The organism is Brevibacillus sp. SIMBA_040, from assembly GCF_046535075.1.
Lineage (GTDB): Bacteria > Bacillota > Bacilli > Brevibacillales > Brevibacillaceae > Brevibacillus.
Genome location: NZ_JAWRXI010000006.1, coordinates 1 through 24,141 on the forward strand (window position 1 = coordinate 1; position 24,141 = coordinate 24,141).

Genomic DNA, 24,141 nt, shown 5'->3' on the forward strand with positions numbered 1-24,141 from the left:
TCAGGGGTGTTACCTGGATCAGGGGTGTTACCTGGATCAGGGGTGTTACCTGGATCAGGGGTGTTACCTGGATCAGGGGTGTTACCTGGATCAGGAGTGTTACCTGGATCAGGAGTGTTACCTGGATCAGGGGTGTTACCTGGATCAGGAGTGTTACCTGGATCAGGAGTGTTACCTGGATCAGGAGTGTTACCCGGATCGGGAGCAGCCCCAGCGTTATCATCTTGCGTTCCCGTGCCATCGTCTATTCCGTTCGGATCTGCCACGCCAACTGAATCGTTCGTTTCTGCGTGTGAAGTAGGTAATAAACCGGAAAAGCTCTGCATGATCAGCAAGAGGGCAAAAATAAGCAAGCTTAACTTTTTTTTCATAAGCTCCTCCTGTTTTCAATAAAAACTAGCAAACCTTCTTGCTATTGATAGGTTCTATCCCTAGTTTTTGGCCTTTAATTTTGCCTGTACGATTAATCTGTCCACAGGATCTTTTGAACCCACCGGCGTACAGGTGACTAACGTGAGAAGAGGCTCCTTTTTATCAGAGAGGACCTCAACCTCAGTACGGTTTACGACAAACGTCTCCACAACGACAAATTCGTATGTATCTGTTTTTGTCTTTATCTCGATTTCATCGCTAGGAGCCAGCTCATCCAGCCGATTAAATTGTTTGCCATACGCAATAGCCCGATGTCCTGCCAGACCAACGTTGTTCTTGCCAAATTGTTTTTCTTTCTCAATCATGCCGACACCCTTGCCCAGCGCAGCCTCACCAGAGCCTTCAAAAATCATCATTTGCAAATCGATTTTTGGAATCCGGATGACGCCTCGTGCTCCGTCTAATAGAGCAAGCTGCTCGGGAGCCGGCGGGATTGGAGCTACATCGGTTGTCGGCATAGCTTCCACCTGCTCGCTAATGGTTCCTAACTGTTCGAAAGCCTCAATCAGTTGCTGCTGCTTTGCGTCTGAAGCCCTCTTTTCGATTTGAGGATAGGAGAGCAGGAGTATTCCGATCAGTATAAATCCGATGCTCCATGCAATTCGCATTCTACTATCCCCCCTCTGCTAGCTTTGTTTTTGATCACTTCTCCTCTCTTATCTCCCCTAGATTTTGAGTGAATGAAAATATCACGGCATGTTCTCTATGCCACAGTTGTTTGTGTAAGTATCAACGCCCCTACGGATACTCGTCCTAATGAAGAATAAGAGATGCCGACCACCAGTGTACGAAATCGTTCTGAACAACTTCTGAACAATTTCGACAACAAAGTGAAGAAAACAAGGGAATTTTGGTAAGAAGCAAAGGAGATAGGAAGAGGGAAAGTCAGGCATATTAAATGAAAAAAGACTACCTACGGTGAATGCTGCATGTAGTCTTGATTGATATATAAACAAAAAATAGATCAATAGGCTACTGTTTTGGAAACGAAGCCCACGAGTACTTTTCCGTTAGCATCTTTCGTTGAACCAAAGTACCAGTCGCCACTCTCTCCAACGACTTGAATCAGGGTATCTTTGGCAGCGAAGCCCCTACCCGTACTTTCGGAGGAAGCTGTGGAGAAGAAATACCCCTTCTCAGCTTGAATTTTTACAGTTTTGGGAGTAATGGGAGTATAGGTAACAAGTAAACTTTTCGACACAAAGCCTTGATCAATCGATGCATAGTCTGGATGGTTTCCTGAGTCCTTGATTTCAAAGCCATACCACAAGGTTGCAGCGACTGAGGAGTCAATGAAAGGGGAAGCGAGAACATTTGCATTATCTACAGCGATAATGACTTTCTTCTGGATCACAGGAGCGGCTTGTGGCTTCGCTTTTGGAGTCGAAGTCTTAGGGGGAGAGGATGTCGTATGAGTGCTCGTAGAAGACCCTCCACCACCATTATGGTAGTGATATTGTCCATACTGTAAGCCCCATTTTTCACAATTAGTTCGACAGGTGTGACCGCCGTTTGCGTCTGTTCTACCAGGATGAGCATCAATCGTTTGAAAAGGTAAAAAGAAAAGAGTGAGCATGAGTACAAAAAAGCTGATAAATCTTTTCATAGCTATCCTCCTTAGATAAGATATCCATCGATTATACCAATACGGCCCATTTTTGTAAGTGATTTCGAGTGGATGGTTGAGAAAAAGGGAAAAAGCTCCCGCAACGAGTGAGTACAACCTCGTCACAAGGAGCTTTACTTTTAAGGAGCTGGCTGTGGTGCACGAATCCAGCCTTCTTTGCCATTCACCTGAATTTGGTACCAACCATTCAGATCAGTCACTACTTGAATGGAGCTATCTGATGGGATTTGGCCAATTTTTTCGTATTCTTCTCCAGGACCTGCGTAAACAGCAATTTGGTACGGCTTTTGCCCATTCTGCTCGGTTTGACTATCAGGAGGTAGGTCAGGGGGATATTCATTCTCCCCAGATTCCTCTGGAGTAGTGGTTTCCTCAATATCGGCTATCTTTTGGTCGTATACCAATCCTGTCTCATCGAGTACGAATGAGGCGAATTCCTGCTCGCCTTTACCCACGGCGTTTTTGATGAGGATGTGTGTAGAGTCTACGATCGAAAACTCGTCCGCCTCAATCGAAAAACGTTTATGAATCACATTCTCTGATAGAGCTGGCAGGAAGGCTGTGTAAGAAAAAGGACGTTCCTTGCCGGCACCTTCGATCATGATGAGGGGAGCATCTTTTTCACCTAGGGAATCCGAAATACTGATTTTTGCCGATTTCATGTCTACATCTTCTAAGCCCGCTTCCAAGTAAGCCAGAGAGTCATCTTCTTTTTTGGCTGCAAAATAAAGCCGTTGCTCAGATTCCTCCATTCCAAAAGCGTACACCTGGGCACCCCAACGAGCAGTTCCAGAGAGGACGGAGCGGAATTTCTTATCTGGGTATTTTTCATGGAGTAGACGTGTAGGATCATAGGCCAGCCAGCTTTCCTCAGCAGTCGTAATCAGTGCTTGGGTATCTATGAGCGCGTTCAGTTCCTGATATAGCTCAATAGCCTTGGAAAATTGGCGCGATTGGATGTACTGCTCAGCTTGCTTGACTCGGCTTTCCAGATGACGAGTAATCTCGGCAAGTACTGATGAATCCCGCGGTAGCACGTCCTCGATCTTTCGATATGCAATCGACTGGGAAATAAAGGCACTTAGAGCTTTTTGGCGAATAGATAGATTGATCTCGCTCTGTGCAAATCGTTCCAGCCCTGTAACCAGCCAATCTGCCTTGACCCCAATTTCCCGGTACATGCGCAAGCTTTTAGCTGTACGTGCGACTACCTCATCAAAAGGGGCAGAAGCTGCCAAATTACGCAGCTTGGTTTTTTCATATTGCTGGAATAGGTCAGCAAGTTCGTTTTGCTTTTGCTTCGCGCCGCCAAAATATTCATCCGGGATGGTGACGAGCATACGAATGAACGTCTCGTTCTCGTACGATTGTTGTGCCAAATTTGCTTTGGACTGATCTTTGGCTTTTTGAAGAGCGAGATGATAGTAATCGGCCCATTCTTTTTCTATACCGAGGTGGTTCGACAGCTGCTCAAAAAATGCAGTCTGTTCTCCTGGCTGCTTGTTACTCTTGCGCATGTTCTGATAGAGTTCGTACGTTTCTAGCACTTGCGCGTCCTGATTTTCCGAAATCGCTGCTCGCGCTTGAAGTTGAATCGATTCAAGCTCCTGGCGTGTAGCCGTAAGTCCATGCATCAACGAATTCCAATGCTCGTCGCCATATGAAAGCACAGTAATTTCATCTGCCTTGGCAAACAGCTCCTCTGCTTTGATCAAGTCATGAGAGGAATAGTACGCTTGGGCCTGTTTATACAGGTTGACTTTTTTATAGCTGAGGCCTACCTTTCCCAAAACCGCGACGACAGCAATCGAGCATAGCACAAGCAGAGTATTTCGGACCCAGAGCGATTTTTGATAGGAAGAGATAGTCATCAGAGGCGGCTCCTTCACAGTACTCCTTTAAAGAGGAAGTTCAAATAGTCCAGGAAACATAGCTGTCGAATTTCCGCGTTGCGTTGCCCCTCCGCTGCTCACGTAGACTCACCTACGCTCCGCTGCTTTCGGGTCTGCCGCGCCTTGAACTTCTCGGCTCTGTTTGTCCTCCTATTAGAACAAACTTTTAAAGTCAGGATCAAAGGCGTAGTGGGTATCCACTCGGTTTTTCACAGCTTCATAGAGTCGATCCCAGCCCTCGTGACGGTTCGTACTTGCCATTTTTGCCAGACGCAGCAATCGCTCACGCGGCAAATAATCGATAAACTCGATGATCAGATCCTGATACTGCTCGATATACGTTTTCATGCGCAGGGCAGCACCGGCTACTTGTCCAATGAGCTGCTCACCGTTTTCCAAAAGCAAAATCTGAGCTTTGTAGCGCTTCACATAATCAAGCACTGCTTTTTTGACGAGCCAAGGCTGCACCTTGATCACTTCGCGTAAATACTCCATAAAATCCTTGTCATACGTCTTCGGGATCAGCGTATCCAGCTCCAGCTCCATGTCCTTGCGCAGCACATAGTGGTTCAAAAACATGATTTTGCGAATTTTGATCGTATCCGATTCGATAAAATGCCCGATCTCTCTTGTTTTCTCATAAGCATCCTTGATCCGTTCAGCCTTCACATCCGCGCCGATTTCTTCAAGATGATGTACGAGTGACTGTTTAATCGTTTCCTTCTCTGATGTAAGAAAGCGTACAAACTGCGCGTCCTTTTCATAGGAGCCAAGCCTTTTTTGGATGACGAAAAACAAAGCAATCAAGAGAGCTCCAATTCCGAAAGCGAGACCGAGCTGCAAGACCGTATCGGCAGAGAGGATGGCTAGACAAACAAATAATCCGAGCAAAAGAAAACGAGTCTGCACATAGCGACGTGTCACTGTTGTCGAAAGCTGTCGGATTGGGGTGTATTCTCTGCCGCAATTCTCGCAGTGTGTATCCCATAAAACATGGTAGGTATGGCATCGCTTGCAGCCTTGTATGCGTTCAAACGTATGGGCAGTCTTACGGGTTTTGCGAAATTGGACACCGATTCTTTTTCTCATGGCCGATCCCTCTTTTCATTCAAAAGGACATGAAGGTGCTGATCGATTTCGGCATTGGAGAGATTGCGCCTTTTCAGTCGAAGCAGCTTAAAGAAGCGGATGGCTACTAGTACGAAAGCAGCAAAAAGAAGAAAGTAAGTTAACATAAAATTTCTCCCAATTGAAAGTGTCGAAACCTGTAACAAAGAATCATGTGGTATCGTATTAGGTGTAGGGGCAATTATTTCACTCATTTTTCGCTATTATGACCCTTGAATCTAGTGGTAATAGTGGCATAGTCTTACTTTCTTTGCAATATCTCAAATACTGTGAGTAAGGGGTTTTAGTAGAATGTTACGATTCCAAGTGCTGTGTCGATACGTAGTGTGTCTAGCACTGCTGATGGTTTTTGTCATCTCAGGCACCCAACTTGGTTTTGCGCAAACCAGCGGAAGCAATATGGATGCCGTACTGGTGGTGGACGTCAGCAATTCCATGACCCAGAGTGATAAAAACAAGGTCAGCAACGAAGCGATGAAAATGTTTGTCGATATGACCTCAATTCAGGCAAACAAGATTGGCGTCATCTCCTATACCGACAAGATCGAGCGAGAAAAGGCGTTGATCCAGGTCAATTCCGAGCAGGACAAGAATGATATCAAAGCATTTATTGATAGCTTGCAAAAAGGCGCGTACACCGATATTTCGGTAGGAGTAAAAGAAGCAGTGAAGATTCTCGATGCAGGGCGTGACCCGGCAAATGCGCCGATCATCGTACTCCTTGCTGATGGAAACAACTTTTTGAACAAGGCACAGAGTCGCACACAGGCCGATTCGGATCGTGATCTGGCAGAAGCAGTCAAGGTCGCGGGGTCAAAAGGATACCCGATCTATACGATTGGACTGAATGCAGACGGACAGCTAAACCGTACGACGCTCCAGCAAATTGCAGCAGACACGAACGGTAAATTTTTTGAAACAAGCACCGCGGATAAGCTCCCGCAAATATTGAGTGAAATTTTTGCCAATCATCTTAAGCTAAAGGTTGTTCCGGTGAAAAGCTTTGTCTCCAATGGTCAGACGCAGGAAGTGGCGATTTCGATACCGAACGCGAACGTCCTGGAGGCAAACATCTCGATCATGTCGCAAAAAGCGGTAGACATAAAGCTATTCGATCCAAGCGGTCAGGAAGTGAAATTGCCCTCTAATGAAATACGTCTTTCACGCTCAAATGCCTACACTATGCTCAAGCTGGTGGGGCCACAGCAAGGCGATTGGAAGCTGCAGGTAAAGGGTGTGCCAAAGGAAAAGATCGATATCAATATGATCTTTAACTACGATTTGCAATTGGAGATGGAACCGGTAGCTGCCAAGAGCTTTAACACAGGAGATGTCGTTCCTGTAAAAGCAGCGCTAGTTTCAAACGGACAAAAGGTAGCAAGCCCTGATATCTACAAACAGATGAAGGCAGCTTTGCTCGTTCATGACAAGACCGATAATCAAACGAATGAGATTGCCCTGAACAATACAGGCAGCGGGTTTGAAGGAAGCTTCACCATCCCGGCTGACCATCAGTACGAATTGAAAGTAAAAGCAGAGGATACGAGCTTTTATCGCGAGACCCCTACGCTGATCGTAGATGCCACCCAAGGTGCAGGTGCGGGTACAGCCAAGCCACAGCCGCCAGCTACGACTAATCCGTCCACAGAATCGAAACCATTTCCGTGGACAACCGTAGTAGGAGGTACCGCACTTCTCATTCTATTAATTGGGGGAGGCTTGTATGCACTGTCGCTCTGGCGTAAAGCAAACAAAGGCTTCGCTGGTCAGATTGCAATCGAGATTGTGGATGAGGATACAGGTGAAAAATCAAATCCGCAGTACAAAAAGCTGAACGCATTTAAAGGAAAGGTCAAGCTGCATCAGCTCCTGCAGCTGGCACCAGAATTTGCTGAAACGGAGAAAGTGGTCTTTTTCCCGGGGAAAAACGATACGCTAATCATCGAGAATCGTTCGAGCTGCCGGATAGAAAAGGCAGGGCGCGTGCTGGATGTCAGCCGCGGCAAGGAACTCAAGAAAAACGACCGCATCAAGATTTCTCTAACCAATGTAAACAAGTCCGTTTTTGTAGACTACATCGTCTAGGAGTGGATCCATTATGAAAGCAGTAGTAAGAGAACATATTCAGCAACTGGATGTTTCGCTTGGCGGAGGAATCGTCAGCGACAAAATTCGTGTAGATACAATTGATAACCCGATGCTCGTGATCGGATTAGGCGGGACAGGGATTGATGCCTTGCTCCGCTTGAAATACCAGGTGAACAGACGCTTCAAGCTGCCGGTAGACGCACTCTCGAAAAAGCGCAAGGAAAAGCCGGACAATATCGAATATATCGCGTTTGAGACCAACGAGCATGATCGCAATAAAAAGTACAAGGGCATCGGACTTGACCCGGTAACTGAGTTTGTACTGTTGTCCAATCCAGAAATCGGTGGCGTACTGCAAAACCGAAGCATTCTGGAGCCGTACATTACAGATTGGCTTTCCCCAGAGTTGACGATCACAGACGGAATCAGCGGTGCATCCGGGGTTCGTCAGGCAGGACGCCTGCTTTTGTTTACGAAAATCACGCAGGTTGTCCAAACGATTGAGAAAAAGATCAAAATGCTTTGCGAGGGCACGAATAAAAAGCTGACAGTATTCCTGCTGAGCGGTCTTTCCGGGGGAACAGGAAGTGGCTGTTTCCTCGATATCGCGTATATCGTTCGCGGTATTTTGGAGCGCGACTTTGGCAGTGGCGGGGTAGACAAAGTAAATACACTGGGATATCTGTTTACGCCTGACGTGAATCTGTCGAACAAGAGCCTCAGCTCTCATACACGTGACTACATCATGAAAAATGGCTATGCAGCACTGAAGGAGCTCGACTACTGGATGAACACCGACGAGCGCATGGAGCGCTTCCGTCAGCAATACGGCAACGTGCTTACCGTGCAATCACCGATGCCTCCGTTCAACCTGTGCCATTTGATCTCGGCGACGAATCTCGAAGGCAAAGCACTGGAAAACGCCTACGATTACTGCATGAACGTAACAGCCGAGAACATTACGAACTTCATGGCGAGCGAGGAAAAGCGCTCTGGCGAAGAGTTCGCGATCCATGACTATATCAGCAATATCCGCACGAATATTAACCAGATGCCAAAAGCGTACGCTGCAAACTATCAATACAACGTCATCGGGGCTTCGTCAGCTGTCCTGCCGATCGAAGAGATGACTACTTATTTGGCTTATCGCCTGTTCAAGAAAATGGAGAAAATGTTCACAGTAGCTCCGACCCAGGAGGATGCAGAGAAGTTCGCCCGCAAGCTGGGGATTGATATCGACTCCATCTCACGCAAGTTTGAAGAGCGCGTTCCCGAGCCGCTGCCTGGCTACGAAAACAGCGAGCGTCTGAACTACGGAAACGTGATTTCCCAGCAGGTTGTAAGCATCGATCACGAGCTGGAGCAAGGCTATCTCGCCAAGGCGCGTGAGGCGTACATCAAGTGCAAGAAGCAGACACCAGGCGATATGATCTCTGTATTTGGAGAAATGATTACACGTGTCTTCCTGCATCCGGAGCAAGGACCATTTTACGCGTCCCGTCTGATTCATTCGGACAAAGGCTACTGCCTGATGAAGATGATTTTGTCCTACGTGGAAAGCCTCAAGGCGAATCTGGAGAGCTTCCCGCGCGAGATCGAGGGCGCACGTGAAGTGGCGGGTGAAAAGCTGGGCGATGCCCGCAGCGCTTTTATCTCCAAGGAGAAAAAGAAGAACCTTTATATTGAAGCAAAAATCAATGAATACCAGCTTCTCGCCGATCAGGAAAAGCTGGAGCAGATGATTGAATTCTACGAAGAGCTGCACCGTTTGCTCAATGCGGAAAACAATCGCATTTATAACGTTTTTACCGAAATTTTGAATACACTCAACCAGATTTTCGAGCAAAACGGCGACATCTTGATCAATGGCGGAGAAGAAAGCGATCGTACCGGCAACAAGACGTACTACTGGAATATCGTCAGCGTACCGGATATTGCCAAGGTCATTGGAAACATTTTGGAGCAAAAGGAATCGGACGATTTGATCCGCGACTTTACGAGCGAGCTGCTCCGCCATTCCGATCAGTGGGTAAAAGAGCAGGAGCTGGATATCGTCAGCTCGATTTCAGAATTCTTGTCTGAGAAATTTGGAGAGCTGATCACCAAGTCGATGGAAGAATTCCTGGTTATCAAATACGGACAGGAAGAGACACTGGATCGCATCGTCGAGCGCAAAATTGCGAGCAAGCTGGACGAAGAGGCTATCCCGGTTTTCCATCTCAGCAACAATCTGGGCAATATGCACTTCCCATCGTGGGGCTTCGTATCCGTACCATTGAAAGCTCCGGCTATTTTAAAAGGAATTAAAAACTATCAAGATACGGCGATCAGTGGGTCGCGCTTTACGGTCAAAGAAAGTGAAGTGAAAAACCGTATTTTCTGGCTGAATACGAAAAACGGAATTCCACTGTTCGTTTACACGCCACTGAAGGTATATGAGGAAAGCTACGAGCGCACGATTCTGGAGCGCGAAGGCATTGGACGCCACCTCGTTCAAACGGAAAAGAACAACTGGGCGTACCTGCCGTCACCGATCCCTGAAAAATCATGGGGCGATACGTACCAAAACGACCGGATCAGAGCATACAACGCCAAGGTTCGTCGCCTGTTTGATACCGCGCTTGGATACGGCAGCATCCGGGAAAAAGGCAGCGACAGCAAAACGAGCAGCCGTTATGAGTGTGTCGTCACCAAGCCGTTTTCGATTGTTTCGTTCATGGCGAAATACCAGGCCCAAGGTGATCTGTCCAAGCTGAGCCCAGGCGAAATCAAGCGGGCATTGGCGGAGCTGAAAAGCTTCATGCGGGATGGCTTGGAGCAAGAGTACACGCGTGATGTATTTGGCAGTATCAATGAAGAGATGGCAAAGGAAAACCTGATTCGCTATCCGGAGCAAATCCGATTGATGGAAGAGGAAGTACGCAAATACAAAGAAATCGAGGACAAAATCGCGGAGCTGGAGCAGATTGTAAATGCCATCCAGGGCGAGGAAGAGCTGGTAACCCGATTCATCGAAGCACTCTATACAGGCACGATCGTAAAACGCGGTGCGCTGTACGTCTACGACAAGGACGAGGAAGAAGAAGCTTGGGAGCCGTTTATCAACATGATGAAGGCGAGCAAGCACATAGAATTTACGATTTATGAGAAGTTCCGCGCACTGGATCACAAGAGCATGGCTACGCTCCAGCGCAAGGCTTCACGTCGCAGTGACGCCATGACTTCTGCAGAGGATACAGAAAAGCTGGTTGCCAAGCTCGATGAGATCGCGACTGCTTTCCAAGCGGTGAAGAGTGATCTGGAGTACGACCGTGATGAGTACGTCAATGGAGAAGAGATGTATCAGTTCTACAAAAAAGTGTGGTCAAAAGTAAACGATATGCGCAAGACGCTGCAATAAGACAGGAGGAAGCATGAGGGATTTGATTGGAGAGTTCGCGACCCATTACGTTACGGATTTGGAAAAACAACTGGATAGCGGAAATGGACAGCCAAGCATTCAAAACCCTGTGCTTTTCCTCTTTCTCGGGGATAAATGCGTGGAGGCGCTGCAAGCTGTTTGTGCCCTGAACAAGCAAAGCTGGCAAAATGGCAACGGCGTCCTCTACGTGCATGCTTTTCAAGAGGAGGCGTGGGAGCATCCGCAAGTGCTTGGTTGCAGACTACCGCGTCCAGAGACAATCAAGCAGACGATGCGCACCTCTATCTACGAGCGCTTTGTACAGGATGAATCGTTCAAGATGGAATTGAACAAGGCGCTGAAGCTGGCCAGTGTACGAGTAGCAGAAATGGGCAAGCTGTTTACGACCTTTCAACAGGTGAATATTGCTGTTGTGACTCGTGCAGACGATCCGGCTGCTATCCTGCTGCCTGAGCTGACCTTGCTGCTCAAGAGCTATCTCGCTGAACTGTTTAAAAATGTGTCGGTCGATTTGTATGTCCTGTTGCAAGAAAAAAACAATGGAGAAGCATTCGGGTTTTCGGCGGCCCTGTCAGTCAGCTTTTTAGAAGAGATCAATCGTTATCAGAGCAGTGATTTCAGCTTTTCAGAAAATCTCCTGGTGACAGAGGACCTCGTCAAGCTGCCAGTCGAGCACCGAAATGCGCCGTTATTTTCACTCGTTTATTTGCTCAGTGACAAGACGGAGCACGGATTGTTTCTCGAAGCGGGCATGGAGGAAAATTACGAGCTGATCAGTAAGCTTGTGCTTTTGAACAATAAAAAGGCAGAGCGCGAATTCAGTGAGAACAGCGAGGGCTACAATAAGCTGCAATTCATCCGCAGCATTACGGTAGATACGGGTCAAACCACTTTTGCCAGCGCTGGCTTGTCAAAGGTGAAGCGGCCGACTCATGCGATTGCGCTAACGGTGCTTTCGGCTGTTTTTGACCGCTACCTGGAACGGTTAAAGGCTGGAGAAAATTTGCCGAAAACAAAGGCGAGAGAAAAGCTGGGACTGACCGCCCACGATTTGGAGCGAAAAATCAGGTCAGTCATGCCTGAAGATCATGCGCTGGAGGAAATGACTGGGCTGATGACCTCTGGTGTCAGCTACAGCGAGCTTTCTGGCATGAACCTACGGGAAGCCGAGCTGGCTTTGTTTGACGGCAGTAGCCAAGCCTTTTTTGAAGCCAATGTGGCTCGCGGGGCGCGAAATCGCGTCGATAGCCTGAGTTTGCAGGAATCGCTCGCACAACTGATCCAGCGTGAATGGATTGACGATGAGCGCTTGGGACTTTATGCAGCCTATCAGCTGACAGCGGAGCAGGCAAATGGTGCCAATCTGTTGGAGGAGCTGCGCACAGGGATCAGAGAAACCACCAGGCAGCTGGAGTATACAAAGACAGAGCTGGAGGAGCTATACCAGCAGCGTGTCGATCGGCAGGAAATTAGAGTAGGTGGTTTTTTCACAAGGGACAAGGAACGGGTCAGAACCTTTGTCCGCCATCTGTTGAGCATGATATACAGTAAAAAGTTCGAGCTCTTGGAATGGGAGCTTACACTGGGACTCCTCTTGCAATTGGAGAAACAGGTAGAGAAGATTCATAGTGAGATTGGCATAAAAGTAGGTGAGCTCGAAGGCTTGCAGAAGCAGCTTCGAGAGATTGCCCAAAAAAGTGTTCGTGAGGCGTCTGATTATCTGGGCAAAAACATGGACGAATATTACGAGTCGGTAGTGACAGAGACGATTCGTACATTGGAGGCTCAGCGCGGGAGCGGGTTTTATCTCGAATCCAGGTTTATCGGTAATGGCTCGCTACTCTTCCAAAGCGGCATTGCTGGATTGGTTGAGAGGTTATGCCAGTTTTGCAGGGCAGAAATACTTACGCGATCGCCATTTGCCCTATCCTTTGAATCAGAGCTGCTCGCCCGTGCCAATGTTGCTGCCGCTTACGAGAACAGAACGGTTTTAACCAAAGAGGACTTGTTCCAGGATCTATCCCTTGTGCTCGAGGAACGGGCTGCGGTTCACATCGAAGTCTTTCATTTCTTGCAAAAACACCGCTACGAGGAAAAATATTTGTTCGCGGATATCCGTAACGATTTTGTCCAGTATGTTCTCCGTTCAGCAGATAGAACCCGCACCTACAAGCAAGGGTGTATCCACGAGGAACAAAAAAGCGGAATAGAAAAAATGAATCTGATGGGCGGATTTGGCATGGAAGACCTGATGTTTTACCGCAACAACAAGAAATACCATGCTTCCTATGAGGCAAGCGGGTTTGTCTTTCACCGCCGGGGAGGGGATGAATCGTCATGAGTCAAAGAAAGCTCAGTCTGCTCATGGTTTTATGTAGCCTGGTGGGTGGCGTCATAGGGTTTTTGGTAGGGGAAGTCATTCTGGATCGTTTGTCTGGTGAGTTTCCGCAATGGGCTGTAATGGGACTTTATTTTGGGCAGTATGCCTTTTTTGTAGGATTGATGTGCCTGATCGCGGAAATCATTTCACCAAGACTAAACGGATACGGATGGAAGCAGCGCTATCTGGGATTCTCCTGGAAAATGCTCGTGCCCAGCACGCTAGTAATGGTAGGCGTCGCTGCCATGCTGCTACAGCTTCTGTACGGCTCGTCGTTCCAGCAATCGAGTGGTGCCAACAACATCGTGTTGGTTCTCGATACTTCGGGCAGCATGAGTCAGTCAGACCCGGACAATCAATTATTCAAGGCAGCGGCCGACATGGTCCAGAAAATGGACAGTGATATGAAGGTTGCGGTTGTTACCTTTAACGACCGTACGGAAGTATTGCAGCCATTGGTTTCTTTAAGCAGTAAAGCAACCAGAGATGAAGTAATCCAAAAGCTGCTTAATCAAACGGGAACAGATGGAGGGACCCGTATTGGGCTGGCCCTGCAAGAGGGGCTTGCGCAGCTGCAGGCGTCCAATCAGCTTGAAAACAGTACAGTCGTGCTGATGTCTGACGGCTACAGCGATTTGGATGTTCCAAGTACACTGGCTCCGTTCAAGCAAAATCATGTCCTGATTCACACGGTAGGAATGAGCAAAATCGATGCAGCGGGAACTAGCTTGCTTGAACAGATTGCTGCCGAAACAGGTGGCCGTTATTTCAACGTCGATCATGCGGATGAAATGACTGGTATTTTTGGTCAAATCTACGATATGAGCCGCCAAGACCGCAATCTGGTAACCGAACGCACAGGGGCGACAGAAGAAAGCCTCTTCTACACAATTTTGCGAGTTGTTAGCCTGCTCATTATTGGTGGACTCTTAGGATTGGCTCTGGGACTTATTTTTGACAATCGTCATCTGGCAAAAAGCTTTACCATTGGCGGGGCGGTAGCTGGTCTGCTTGCTGGACTTGTTTTGGAGATGGGGCTGATGTCCATTGACCTGCTCGATATGGTCGTACGCCTGATCGCTTTGGCCTTGCTTGCTGTAGTCTTGACCATTTTTACGGTGTTCTTTCCTGCTTCTGCGAGCGGAGGAGCGACTGCGGTCCAAAAGCGGATGTTTTCCGGACGAAAAAGCGCAGGTGCTTTAAAATCCGGTAATCGCAGCAGCAAGCGGTTTGAACTGTAAGGGGATGTTCAAAAAGTCCGGTCAACATAGCTGTCGAATTTCCGCGTTGCGTTGCCCCTCCGCTGCTCACGTAGTCATACCTACGCTGCGCTGCTCGGGCCGGCCGCGCCTCGAACTTCTCGGCTCTGTTGATCCTCCTTTTTGAACCGAACTGTAAGGGAGCATGATGAGTCATGATCGTTAGCGAAGAAACACAAGAGCGGCTAATCAAGGATGTCACGTGTCAGTACCAGGGGAGCGAGTATGTGCTCAACTGGTACTGGTCTGCAGACGTACCCTGTGTTTATGTTCATAAATCCCCATATGGCAGCCCGTTTGATCCATCCGAGATCAGCGAGGGGCATGTAAAGCTCTACACTCGCGAGGAATACAAGGTACACAAAGGGCTGCGCGAAAAAACGGAGGGCATCGGACGGTATACGTATCGGGTTTTTCCCTGCCGCTTGCAAAATGGCAAGCCTGTCCTGCTCATTCCAGAGGGCGATGCACATATCGTCCATGTGAGCACGGGGAAAGCAAAGATTTATTACTCTTTTAAAAGAGGTCGAAATTGGTTCAGCTCGTATCAATCCTTGCAAATTCGCATTTTTTCAGAGATCCCGATCCCCAAGGATGTGCTTCTCTACGTAAAAAAGGAAGGCTCAGCTCCTGCTCATAAGGACGACGGGACCCAGTACGCCTTTATTCGCGATCTGGAGCCGGGCGTCAACCTGATGCCAGAGATCGAAATCAAGAAAAAGGATGTTATTCGGCTCTTTTTTACGGATGGCAAAAAGTACGGGGAACTGTACGAACTGATACCCGAATAGGAGGCGAGCGCTATGCTGTCTTTTTTGAAAAACATGTTTGAAAAGAAGCCGCCAGTGAAGGAAAGACTTCCTTTTTACGATATTGTTTGCCCATACTGCTTTGCCAAGTTTGAACCAGATCAGGTCGTTTTCCGGGCAACACATCATCGTCAGGACGACGAGGATTATGCCTTGCAGGAAGATGAAATCCTCAACCACTACAGAGACAAATTTGGCCTGGACGCCATCGATGAGCTGGAGGCTGTTATCGACCCGGAGTCTATTCCTGAGGAGAATCATCTGTACGTAGACAATGTGCTGGCAGGTGTGACCGATCGCTATGGCATGGTGTCCAAGCGTAGACTGTGCCCGAAGTGCCATAACGAGCTGCCGATCACGGCAGGGAAAGCGCCGAGCAACATCATTTCCATTGTTGGTGCCTCGCAGGTTGGTAAGTCTGTCTACATGACATCCTTGATCCATACGCTGCAAAATACGACCGCGAACCACTTCGATGCGGCATGTATGCCACTCAATGCACAAATCAGCCGAAAGTTCCGCGAGAATTATGAGGCGCCACTGTTTGAACGCGGACAGCTGCTCGATTCCACGCAAAAGGAAAAGAGACAGGAGCCGTTTATTTTTCAGTTCATTTTCAAAGACAGTGAAAAGGCACCGTTAATCCTTGTCTTTTTTGACGTAGCAGGTGAGGGAATGGTGGATCGCGAGTATTTGGAGCTGTATGCTGCGCACGTGAAAAACTCGTCCGGTATTTTGTTCCTCGTCGATCCGCTGCAAATCAAGACGATTCGCGATCGGGTGATGCTTCAGGCTGGGGATGAGCCGGGAGAGTTTACAGCCAGATATGATGAGCCGCGCGAGGTCGTCATTACGCTTTTTGAGAACTTCATCGGCTATCAGGAGCAGAGCAAGACGAATATCCCGACGGCAGTCGTTCTGACCAAGAGCGACATGCTGCATCTGATCAAGGAAGAGGACGGCGAGTACATCAAATCCAACAGCAATGTCTTCCGCAATTTCGTGCATGAGCAGTACCTCAATACGACCGAATTTGAGAATATCAATGGCGAGATCAGTCGCTTCATTGAAAAAGTGGATCGTCCGTTTAAAGATGCACTAGAGGTTTACTTTACCAACACGGCCTATTTCGCTGTATCCGCGCTGGGCAGCAATCCGGTTAACCAAAAGGTAAGTGGCGTCGTGACACCGATTCGGGTTGATGAGCCGTTTATTTGGTTAATGCATCAACTGGATTACATCGAGGGGAGGGAACGGTAGTGAGCCGTCAGCCCATTTTGCAGCAGTACTACACCCGCGGGCGACAGGGGATTTTCCGTTCGAACGAAGGATACGATACTGTCGCCAAATCGTCAGGGCTGGACAATACGTTTATTAAAAAGACGCTCCATCCGTTTTGTGTCTACCATGCTCCGCGTGAATTGCAGGAGCGAGCAGAGGGTGATTTGTCCCAGTATCCAGAAGCGCTCGTTTGTTTCCACGCTGAATCTGGAGAAATGGTTATCGGGAGAAGCGCTTTTGTCGGGGCCGATTTCACAGGGCAGCGAAATACGTTCTTCAGCCATAATTACATCATCCCGGCGCAGCGGCGTGATGAGTTCATAAAGGACCCGAGCAAGCTATTTGGCATACGTACTTTTGCTACGGCGCACGAGGATGCTATGGGCAAGGAGCTGCCCGCGCTGGAGGAGCTGCCGTATCAGATGGCTGCAACGAGCGATCGGAAAAAGTGGCTCATGCAGCTCGGTATCGATGAGCGTGTTTTCAAACAGCTGCTGTATGCGGTGATGACCTCTCTCTCGGCGAAAAAGAAAGTATTTATCAGCTTAAACGTCGAGGTAAGCGCATTGTCGTCTGTGTCTGCGGAGCTGCTTGCGATTCTGTATAGCTGTTTGCCTTATGAGATGCGCAGGCATTTTGGTTTTTTGACCTACAGTCATGAGCCGGAGAGCAAAAAGCATATCAACGTTATGTTTGTGGAAAAAGGGAGCATTCGACCTGGTGGCGGGCATAGCGATAAAGACTTTTTGTTTGATTTTAGCCAAGGACGCATCTACAACGTCGATTTACAGGAGGGTGTCCACGAGTATCTGGATTTTGCCTGGGAGTTCCTGAATGATTCCCGGATCATGGCATCCTTCTACGCCTTTTGCGAGGAAGTGCTAGCAGGTGCGGACACCACCATTACCCTGCGAGTCAGCACCTATTATGAGCTATGCGCTCTCTACATGATCGAAAAAGGTCGGATGTCCGTCTACGAACGCAATCGGGCGGGAGTTTGGCAGGCACTGAACAGTTATTTGGGTCATCCTAGCCTGACTCACAAAAAGCGCTTGATCGATTTGCAAAGCGTGCTGTTACGCGTGGAGACCGAGGCAGTGACGGCGACAAAGCTGCCTGATAGTCTGACGATCAAGCAAATGATTGAGTCATACAATGTCACCAAGCAGGATGGCCTGCAATTGGAGATCGTCCGGTTTGTGATGGATGTGTTGATGAAGGCAAAAGGCTTGAGAGAGAGCGGTTATGTGGCGGAGATGTACAAGCACCTATCCAGAAACCCCGAGCTGTTTGGCTTTATGATGCGATCGATCTTTGGACATAAACAGCTAGTCAAGCCGCTGTTTGAAGACTATGTGGGTGAACGTCTGCGCGGCGCCTCCCAAATTAATCAGGTCCTGAAAGAAATTCAGTTTTGGACGGAAACGGCGCCGCAAGCGCTGAGAAACGCATTTTTCTTTACGGTGTCAACAGAGCGGCTGCTGGACCTGTTTCGTCGCGAGCGGCATAAGCTGGATACGGCAATCACCATTCATCAGTTTTTTGAAAATCTCGATGGAACCCGCGGTTATGCAGAGGAGCTTTTGGACGAGCTGGACAAGTCCCTCCTGAAGCATCTCGCTCTGGATTCTGTCACGAAGGATGATTTTCAAAAAATCGTGGCGCTCTTGGAGGAAAAGACGCAAAGCTTTTCACGAACGCTGGATGTGGAGAGCCGCCAGAAGCAGGAGCTGCTACTCAACCTGGCAGAACTATTGGAACAAAAACGGTCCCCTCACCCGGCAGAGTTTTTCCGCAAATGGGACCCGGAGGAGACACGCGCGCAGCAGCGTATCATTCAAAATATGCTGAGCACTCCTTTGGACAAAGACAGCTTTCCGCTGGTAGTCCTCGTCTTTTATCGGGACGATCAATTTGGGCAGGAAGGCTTTCATTGCACAGAAATGCTGACCTTTGTGGAACAAAATGGCGGGGAGACAGTCCTCCACGCATTTATTCAGTGGACGATGACGCAGCGTATGTTTTTTGAAGAAAAAGACATGCTGCCTGCCTATCGCCAAGGACTGAAGCAGCTCTTTTTAGAAGGAAAAGGACGCAGACTGCGAAATAAAGAATCGCGCAGACGCTGGTATGCGGTTCGTCATGCAGATTTCCGTAAGCTGCTGGAGGAAGTGCGCAGAGAAACAGCAAATCCGCTGGTCAAGCTTTTTCGCAAAAAGGCGTTTGTAACATCCGTTTTGCTTGTCCTGGTAGCGGCAGGAGCGTGGGGTGGCTACACGTTTTGGCAGCAAGGACAAGAGGAAGCACAGGGAAAAGACCCGTCTACGGACACGGCTCAGAGAGTGAGAGTGCCATCTATTAATGGCTGGATCCCTTCGTATCGTCTCGTGATCGAACCACAGATCGAGCCCATTGAGTATGTGGTGCCGGCCGAGCAACACGGCTTATCTGAAGAGCCACCGAAAACTACAACTCCGTAAAAGAATAGGTATTTCTTTTGTAGCTAACAGGCAAGTCGGAAAACTTACAACCTGAATTGTTCAAAAGAAATACCTATTTGATATATTGACAAAAATTTATTTATGTGGTATAATTATTTATTTAATCGTTGAAGTTTTCTCCTTGTTCGTGGTACATATAAGGATGTAGTTCACATGACCTTATTGTACGAGGAGGAGAAAGGTATGAAGGTTGCAACTGGAGTAGAAATGATTACGTTAGAGGCAGAAGCTTTTGGCGGAAAAATTGCCATTCATCCGACATTACTATGGGATGAGCAGATGGCTGTTTTAGTGGATACCGGAATGCCTGGGTCATGGGAGTTGATACGCGCTGCTATGGTAGAGGCAGGGGTATCTCCAGAAAAACTGAAGGCTGTCATTATCACGCATCAAGATATCGATCATATTGGTAGTCTACCTGAAATTGTGCAAGCATATAGCGGGCAGATTGAAGTATATGCTCACGAGCTTGATCAGCCTTATATTGAGGGGAAGCTCCCGCTCATCAAAACAAATCCAGAGCGCATGGCTGCGATGCTGGCGTCACTGCCAGAAGAAGAGCGGAAGAAGATGCAAGCGATCTTCGAAAATCCCCCAAAGGCAAAGGTGGACAAGATTCTTGCGGATGGTGATGTGCTGCCGATTTTTGGCGGCATACGTGTCATCCATACTCCTGGTCATACGCCGGGACATATCAGTTTATATGTGCAGAACTGTAAAACGCTGATTGCAGGGGATGCCATAGTTTATATGGGCGGTATGCTCAGGGGACCGGTCCCGCAAACGACGCTGGATATGGATACAGCACTTCAGTCCTTGAAAAAGCTGCAGGATACAGAGATTCAGTTTGTGATTTGTTATCATGGCGGCGTCTGCCAGGATAATGCCGAGGAGCAATTGCAGGCTTTGATTCAAGCATAATCGCACAAGCGTGAAAAAGTCTGGTAAGGCACCCACTGCGAAAAGCAGCTAAGGTGTCTTTTTTCTTGAAAACCAAGTGAACCTAATGAACGGGTGGGAGCCAATATATCATGTAAGACCTGATTGGAGGCCGGCCTATGAAAGAGATAGAGGTAAGACCTTGGCTCATCCGGATGCGCCAAGGGGAGGAAGAAGCATTTCAAGAGGTTTATCGAGCCACTCGGACCTATGTCTACAACCTGATTTATTTTTTGGCGCCGCATAAGCAAGATGTAGACGACATCATGAGTGAAGTATATGTGGAGCTGATTCGCTGCTTGGATAAGTACGATCTGGAGCAGCCTTTTACCTCATGGTTCAACGGCTTGATTGTCAGGCAAGTGCGCAATTGGAACCGAAGTATTTGGAGGAGATTTCGGCTGCTGGAAAGAGTGAAGGAAAAAGGCTATGAAGCACCGGTGGCAGGGATGGAGGATAAGCTGGGGGCCATAAGCGACCAACTGGAAGTCATACCTGCTGTCGAGCAATTGTCTCAAAAGCTAAAGGAAATTGTTGTGCTGCGTTACTACCAAAGTTGTTCCCTGGAGGAAATTGCCCTGATGCTGCAAATTCCGCTCGGAACGGTAAAATCGAGACACCATCTGGCTATGAAAAAGCTGAGAGCGCATTTTGAAGAACGTACGAATAGCGGGGAGGCATCTTATCATGTTCATTGAGGATAAGTTGAAAAAAGAGTATGAATGGGCAGCAAACGAGCTTGGGAGCAATCCTGCACTCGATCATAAAATCCTTTTGGCAGCAAGAAAAGAGCTGGCAAGCAGAAAGATTAAGAAAAAATCGATGTTCTTACGTCCAAAACTAACGCATGTTGCAGCATCCTTTGTTTTGCTCACTGGGTTTGGCTTTGCTACCCACAGCTTGCTTTACAAGGAGAATACAGGCTCTGTTCAAATGGAGGTGCAAGCGGCAAAAGACTTTGCTTTGACGCAGATTGCCCCTGAGGAAATACGCCGTGAGCTGGCAAGTGTAGAAAACAAGCTGGCAACAGGTGAGACGGCGATCGTTTATTTTGCGGAGCTGGCAAAGGAAAAGCATCCTCTCTTTCAGCAAAATCCGGTCATCGGGGTAGAAAAGCCTGAGGTCGTTGCAGATTGGAAGCAGTGGGATGAGATCAGCAAAAAAGCTTCTCTCTCTCACTCCCTGCCAAAGCAGCTCGCAGATGACTTCACATTCCGCGAAGGCAAGCTGGGAACACCTTACGGAGCGATGATCGGGCAGGGAGGGGAGACATGGCTGCAAGAGCTGCAACAGGAAAGCAAAGAGACAGGGAAAAGCGTTGTATGGAAGGTAGTCCCGAATACTGCTTCACCAATCAATACGTATACAACACTCTATCAAAATGAGCAAAAAGCAAACATCTATTTCACAGTGGAGGTACTCCCGGAGGATCAGTTAAATATCCAAGTGAGTACTCCTGAGACGACCAAATACGAGCCAGTAGAAGTGAACGGCAAAAAAGCTCACTACACAAGCAACGATCAATTCCTGTTTAGTGACTCGGGTCAATACAAGGATCTGTCATGGGTAAGCAAAGAAGGAGAACAGACAATCATGTACCACATGGCAACCGACTCGCCAAAAGTATCGAAAGAGATGCTCAAGCAAGCAGCGGAAGCTACTCAATTCTAAAGAGGGAAACACCGGGAGATTTTTTACCCGGTGTTTCTGGTTTCCACAGCACTCTAACAAAAGCACTGCGGCGATGATGGTCCTTCCTGATAAGCAAGCAGAGCGTTCACGCCGTGACTGAGAATCGCGCCAGAACGAGTCATGGCTGTCACTAACAACGCCTCCATTACTTCTTCCATCGTACCGCCGAGCTCCTTGTATTTCTTTACATGCACATCAATGCAGTATGGGCAGCCTGTCACATGCGCCACACAGATTGCGATAAGCTCCTTTGTTTTTGTAGGCAAATGCTGCGATTCGTGGTAGACCTTCCGTTCGAGGGCGAGATAAGAAGAGGCGGCCTCGGGGGCCAATTTCATCAATTCCGGGATGTGTGCCAGATTCGATTTTTCATAATACGATTGTGCTTTGCTCATGGGTTCATCGCTCCGTTCTGAGTAAGTTGTGATTACGGACTCATTGTAACGAAGCAGACAGCCGAGCAACCGTGACTTTCTCACCGTTTACAGCCCAAATTTTTGCCTGATAGCAGCTCGTTGGATTGCTGTAATTCGTCCCCGACCTAGCTGCAGCCATCCGACTGTCTCAAATTCTTTGAGAGTTCGACTGACAACCTCTCTGGCGGTTCCCAGCTCAATTGCTATGGCATCATGTGTCATGACAAGCGTGCTGCAGGAATGGCTTGTACGACTGAGAAGTAATTGGGCAATCCGCGCATTGATCGGTTTAAAAGCGATGTCCTCAATCAGGGTAGTGACGGAAATCATGCGCTTCATCATGGTCTGGTAAACAAATTGACGGAGGAGCTTGTATGTATCCATCCATTCCTTGAACCGTTCCACCGAAAGCAGCAATATTTCGCTGTCTTCCTCGATCTCAGCAGATGCCTCGTAGCCTGTCTCTCCGAGGATGCTTGCCATCATAATCACGCAAACTCCTCCCCGTTTTACCCGGTATAATGTCACCTCGCGTCCTGACTCGCTAATTTTATGGATTCGTACTGTGCCACTCAAGACAAAAGCAGCATGCGAAAAAAGATGTCCCTCCTGCATGGCGAGCTGTGGAGAAAATCGTTCCACGCTAATTCCACTGCACAGCCATTCGTCTGCAGGAATCGAGGCAAAGCACGGGAAGGCATTCGTGATATCTGCAATCTTTTTCTGTTCCATCGGTTCCTCCATGTAGAATTGTCATTAAATGTGATCCATTCATTCATGAAAATCATGTAAAGAAAAGATTTACTTACTACTAACCTGAGAAAAATGGGTGTAAAATGATGACGCTACGCAAATCAGGGCACATCGCCAAGAAAGGTGACATCATGGAAGCGACACTCGCAAAGCAGCCAAAGGAACGGCAGGAAGCCAAGCAGTTCAATCTGTTCGCTTTGACATGGCCCATCTTTTTGGAGCTTTTTCTTTTTACGCTTATTGGTATTACGGATACATTTATGCTAAGTGGCGTTTCCGACCAGGCTGTTTCTGCCGTTGGGGCAGCCAATCAATTTCTGTTTATCGCCATTCTTGTTCTGGAGGTAGTGGGTAACGGTGCATCGATTGTCGTTGCGCAATACATTGGCTCCCAAAAAATGCACGACGCAGCAAAGGTAGGAGCAATAGCAGTCACCCTCAACCTGGTGATTGGAATTTTGATCAGCGTAGGCTTTGTTTTGTATGGAAATGCGCTTCTGCGAAGTGTTAATCTCCAGGGAGACATTTTGGCCATGGCCCAGTCGTATACGGCGATTGTCGGTGGGGGCCTTTTTCTACAAGCCATTATTAATACATTGGCCAGCATTATTCGTACGTACGGATTTACGCGAGAAAGCATGTATATTTCGCTCGGGATCAATATTATTCACGTCATCGGAAACTACCTGCTCATCTTTGGGCACTTTGGTTTTCCGGCATTAGGGGTGGAAGGGGCAGCGATATCGACTGTACTGAGCAGAGGACTTGGCTTACTTATCTTCTTCTGGGCGTTTTATCGTCTGATCGAGATCAAGGTATCACTGAGAGACTACTTTACCCTTACTAAATCATATGTCAGTAAAATCTGTCGAGTCGGAATTCCCTCGGCATTCGAGCAGATCACATATCATGCCTGCCAGTCTGTCTTTTTGTACTATGTGACCTTCCTGGGGGCAGCAGCACTTGCTTCGAGACAGTACGTGATGAATATTTCCATGTTTATTTATTTGTTTAGCGTAGCGATTGGGATGGGAACGGCGATTATTACTGGGCGCTTGGTTGGAGCAGGTAGACGTGATGAAGCGTATGGGCGAGTATGGAAAAGTCTGCGGTGGGGACTCGTATATACAGTCGTCATCAATACGGTCATTATTATTTTCCGCGAGCCGATTATGCGCTTGTTTACGGAAGACCCTGACATACTTCGCATCAGTACACAGATTATCCTGCTGAGTATATTGCTCGAGACGGGGCGGGTCTTTAATATCGTTTTGATCAATTCCTTGCGCGCAGCTGGTGATGCACAATTTCCGGTCTACATGGGCTTGATCTCCATGGTTGGCATCAGTTTGCCGCTTGGCTACGTACTCGCTTTCCACGCCAATATGGGGCTGGCTGGCGTATGGTTAGCAGTGGCAGCGGACGAGTGGATTCGCGGGATTGTCATGTTCTTTCGTTGGAGAAGCAAAGCGTGGGAGAGAAAGACACTCATCGATTCATAAACTCCGTCTACAGACTGACTG

At 48.0% G+C, this 24,141-nt stretch carries 18 protein-coding genes and 1 pseudogene; 11 read left to right on the top strand and 8 right to left on the bottom strand.

The genetic code is table 11. The features are described from left to right. The 6 genes and pseudogenes from SB752_RS11555 to SB752_RS11580 form a co-directional block, all read right to left on the bottom strand. Positions 1–371: pseudogene (locus SB752_RS11555) on the bottom strand (hypothetical protein); the annotation flags it as partial. A 60-nt stretch (positions 372–431) separates the two neighbouring features. Further along, positions 432–1,040, bottom strand: a complete 609-nt coding sequence (locus SB752_RS11560; protein ID WP_410715800.1) for a class D sortase — start codon at positions 1,038–1,040, stop codon at positions 432–434. A gap of 356 nt (positions 1,041–1,396) precedes the next feature. Continuing rightward, a complete protein-coding gene (locus SB752_RS11565; RefSeq protein ID WP_410715801.1) occupies positions 1,397–2,038 on the bottom strand; it encodes a YHYH domain-containing protein in 642 nt (213 codons plus the stop codon). Between the two features lie 140 nt (positions 2,039–2,178). Continuing rightward, a complete protein-coding gene (locus SB752_RS11570) occupies positions 2,179–3,930 on the bottom strand; it encodes an SH3 domain-containing protein (RefSeq protein ID WP_410715802.1) in 1,752 nt (583 codons plus the stop codon). A gap of 174 nt (positions 3,931–4,104) precedes the next feature. Continuing rightward, on the bottom strand, positions 4,105–5,040 hold the full coding sequence (locus SB752_RS11575; protein ID WP_410715803.1) for a hypothetical protein: 936 nt from the start codon (positions 5,038–5,040) through the stop codon (positions 4,105–4,107). After that, the gene (locus tag SB752_RS11580) at positions 5,037–5,186 is read right to left on the bottom strand and encodes a hypothetical protein (protein WP_162839546.1); all 150 of its coding nucleotides are present in this window, start codon (positions 5,184–5,186) and stop codon (positions 5,037–5,039) included. The genes SB752_RS11575 and SB752_RS11580 overlap by 4 nt, the downstream gene beginning before the upstream one ends. A 184-nt stretch (positions 5,187–5,370) precedes the next feature. Between SB752_RS11580 and SB752_RS11585 the strand changes: the two genes are divergently transcribed. The 10 genes from SB752_RS11585 to SB752_RS11630 all read left to right on the top strand — a co-directional run bounded on the left by SB752_RS11585 (position 5,371) and on the right by SB752_RS11630 (position 21,428). Next, positions 5,371–7,164, top strand: a complete 1,794-nt coding sequence (locus SB752_RS11585) for a vWA domain-containing protein (protein WP_410715804.1) — start codon at positions 5,371–5,373, stop codon at positions 7,162–7,164. A 13-nt stretch (positions 7,165–7,177) separates the two neighbouring features. Further along, a complete protein-coding gene (locus tag SB752_RS11590; protein ID WP_410715805.1) occupies positions 7,178–10,567 on the top strand; it encodes a tubulin-like doman-containing protein in 3,390 nt (1,129 codons plus the stop codon). A gap of 13 nt (positions 10,568–10,580) precedes the next feature. Next, positions 10,581–12,929, top strand: coding sequence for a synaptonemal complex protein 1 (locus SB752_RS11595; RefSeq protein WP_410715806.1), 2,349 nt, complete (start codon positions 10,581–10,583; stop codon positions 12,927–12,929). Further along, positions 12,926–14,209 (top strand): vWA domain-containing protein, encoded by a 1,284-nt coding sequence (locus SB752_RS11600; RefSeq protein WP_410715807.1) that lies wholly within the window; start codon positions 12,926–12,928, stop codon positions 14,207–14,209. The genes SB752_RS11595 and SB752_RS11600 overlap by 4 nt, the downstream gene beginning before the upstream one ends. A gap of 173 nt (positions 14,210–14,382) precedes the next feature. Further along, positions 14,383–15,018, top strand: a complete 636-nt coding sequence (locus SB752_RS11605) for a beta-mannanase (protein WP_410715808.1) — start codon at positions 14,383–14,385, stop codon at positions 15,016–15,018. 12 nt (positions 15,019–15,030) lie between these two features. Continuing rightward, a complete protein-coding gene (locus SB752_RS11610; protein WP_410715809.1) occupies positions 15,031–16,296 on the top strand; it encodes a TRAFAC clade GTPase domain-containing protein in 1,266 nt (421 codons plus the stop codon). After that, complete coding sequence (locus SB752_RS11615) at positions 16,296–18,797, top strand: GAP1-N2 domain-containing protein (RefSeq protein WP_410715810.1); 2,502 nt, start codon at positions 16,296–16,298, stop codon at positions 18,795–18,797. The genes SB752_RS11610 and SB752_RS11615 overlap by 1 nt, the downstream gene beginning before the upstream one ends. Positions 18,798–19,001: 204 nt before the next feature. Further along, entirely contained in the window at positions 19,002–19,739 is a 738-nt protein-coding gene (locus tag SB752_RS11620) for an MBL fold metallo-hydrolase (RefSeq protein ID WP_410715811.1), read from the top strand. A 137-nt stretch (positions 19,740–19,876) separates the two neighbouring features. Next, positions 19,877–20,455 (top strand): sigma-70 family RNA polymerase sigma factor, encoded by a 579-nt coding sequence (locus tag SB752_RS11625; protein WP_410715812.1) that lies wholly within the window; start codon positions 19,877–19,879, stop codon positions 20,453–20,455. Further along, positions 20,445–21,428: a hypothetical protein gene (locus SB752_RS11630; protein ID WP_410715813.1), complete on the top strand. Its 984-nt coding sequence runs from the start codon at positions 20,445–20,447 to the stop codon at positions 21,426–21,428. Before SB752_RS11625 ends, SB752_RS11630 begins: the two co-directional genes overlap by 11 nt. Before the next feature lie 53 nt (positions 21,429–21,481). On the opposite strand, the gene SB752_RS11635 is transcribed toward SB752_RS11630, so the two are convergent. Both SB752_RS11635 and SB752_RS11640 read right to left on the bottom strand, forming a co-directional pair. Then, positions 21,482–21,844, bottom strand: a complete 363-nt coding sequence (locus tag SB752_RS11635; protein WP_410715814.1) for a carboxymuconolactone decarboxylase family protein — start codon at positions 21,842–21,844, stop codon at positions 21,482–21,484. An 87-nt stretch (positions 21,845–21,931) separates the two neighbouring features. After that, positions 21,932–22,597: a Crp/Fnr family transcriptional regulator gene (locus tag SB752_RS11640; RefSeq protein ID WP_410715815.1), complete on the bottom strand. Its 666-nt coding sequence runs from the start codon at positions 22,595–22,597 to the stop codon at positions 21,932–21,934. Between the two features lie 152 nt (positions 22,598–22,749). Between SB752_RS11640 and SB752_RS11645 the strand changes: the two genes are divergently transcribed. Beyond that, on the top strand, positions 22,750–24,120 hold the full coding sequence (locus SB752_RS11645) for an MATE family efflux transporter (RefSeq protein WP_410716053.1): 1,371 nt from the start codon (positions 22,750–22,752) through the stop codon (positions 24,118–24,120). The last annotated feature ends 21 nt before the right edge of the window (positions 24,121–24,141 follow it).

Excerpts from the sequence above, each read along its gene's own strand:
- SB752_RS11610 (WP_410715809.1), top strand. The coding sequence starts at position 15,031 with ATGCTGTCTTTTTTGAAAAACATGTTTGAAAAGAAGCCGCCAGTGAAG.
- SB752_RS11565 (WP_410715801.1), bottom strand. The coding sequence starts at position 2,038 with ATGAAAAGATTTATCAGCTTTTTTGTACTCATGCTCACTCTTTTCTTT.
- SB752_RS11640 (WP_410715815.1), bottom strand. The coding sequence starts at position 22,597 with ATGGAACAGAAAAAGATTGCAGATATCACGAATGCCTTCCCGTGCTTT.
- SB752_RS11595 (WP_410715806.1), top strand. The coding sequence starts at position 10,581 with ATGAGGGATTTGATTGGAGAGTTCGCGACCCATTACGTTACGGATTTG.
- SB752_RS11620 (WP_410715811.1), top strand. The coding sequence starts at position 19,002 with ATGAAGGTTGCAACTGGAGTAGAAATGATTACGTTAGAGGCAGAAGCT.
- SB752_RS11605 (WP_410715808.1), top strand. The coding sequence starts at position 14,383 with ATGATCGTTAGCGAAGAAACACAAGAGCGGCTAATCAAGGATGTCACG.
- SB752_RS11630 (WP_410715813.1), top strand. The coding sequence starts at position 20,445 with ATGTTCATTGAGGATAAGTTGAAAAAAGAGTATGAATGGGCAGCAAAC.
- SB752_RS11575 (WP_410715803.1), bottom strand. The coding sequence starts at position 5,040 with ATGAGAAAAAGAATCGGTGTCCAATTTCGCAAAACCCGTAAGACTGCC.
- SB752_RS11600 (WP_410715807.1), top strand. The coding sequence starts at position 12,926 with ATGAGTCAAAGAAAGCTCAGTCTGCTCATGGTTTTATGTAGCCTGGTG.
- SB752_RS11645 (WP_410716053.1), top strand. The coding sequence starts at position 22,750 with ATGGAAGCGACACTCGCAAAGCAGCCAAAGGAACGGCAGGAAGCCAAG.
- SB752_RS11580 (WP_162839546.1), bottom strand. The coding sequence starts at position 5,186 with ATGTTAACTTACTTTCTTCTTTTTGCTGCTTTCGTACTAGTAGCCATC.
- SB752_RS11585 (WP_410715804.1), top strand. The coding sequence starts at position 5,371 with ATGTTACGATTCCAAGTGCTGTGTCGATACGTAGTGTGTCTAGCACTG.
- SB752_RS11635 (WP_410715814.1), bottom strand. The coding sequence starts at position 21,844 with ATGAGCAAAGCACAATCGTATTATGAAAAATCGAATCTGGCACACATC.
- SB752_RS11590 (WP_410715805.1), top strand. The coding sequence starts at position 7,178 with ATGAAAGCAGTAGTAAGAGAACATATTCAGCAACTGGATGTTTCGCTT.
- SB752_RS11560 (WP_410715800.1), bottom strand. The coding sequence starts at position 1,040 with ATGCGAATTGCATGGAGCATCGGATTTATACTGATCGGAATACTCCTG.
- SB752_RS11570 (WP_410715802.1), bottom strand. The coding sequence starts at position 3,930 with ATGACTATCTCTTCCTATCAAAAATCGCTCTGGGTCCGAAATACTCTG.
- SB752_RS11625 (WP_410715812.1), top strand. The coding sequence starts at position 19,877 with ATGAAAGAGATAGAGGTAAGACCTTGGCTCATCCGGATGCGCCAAGGG.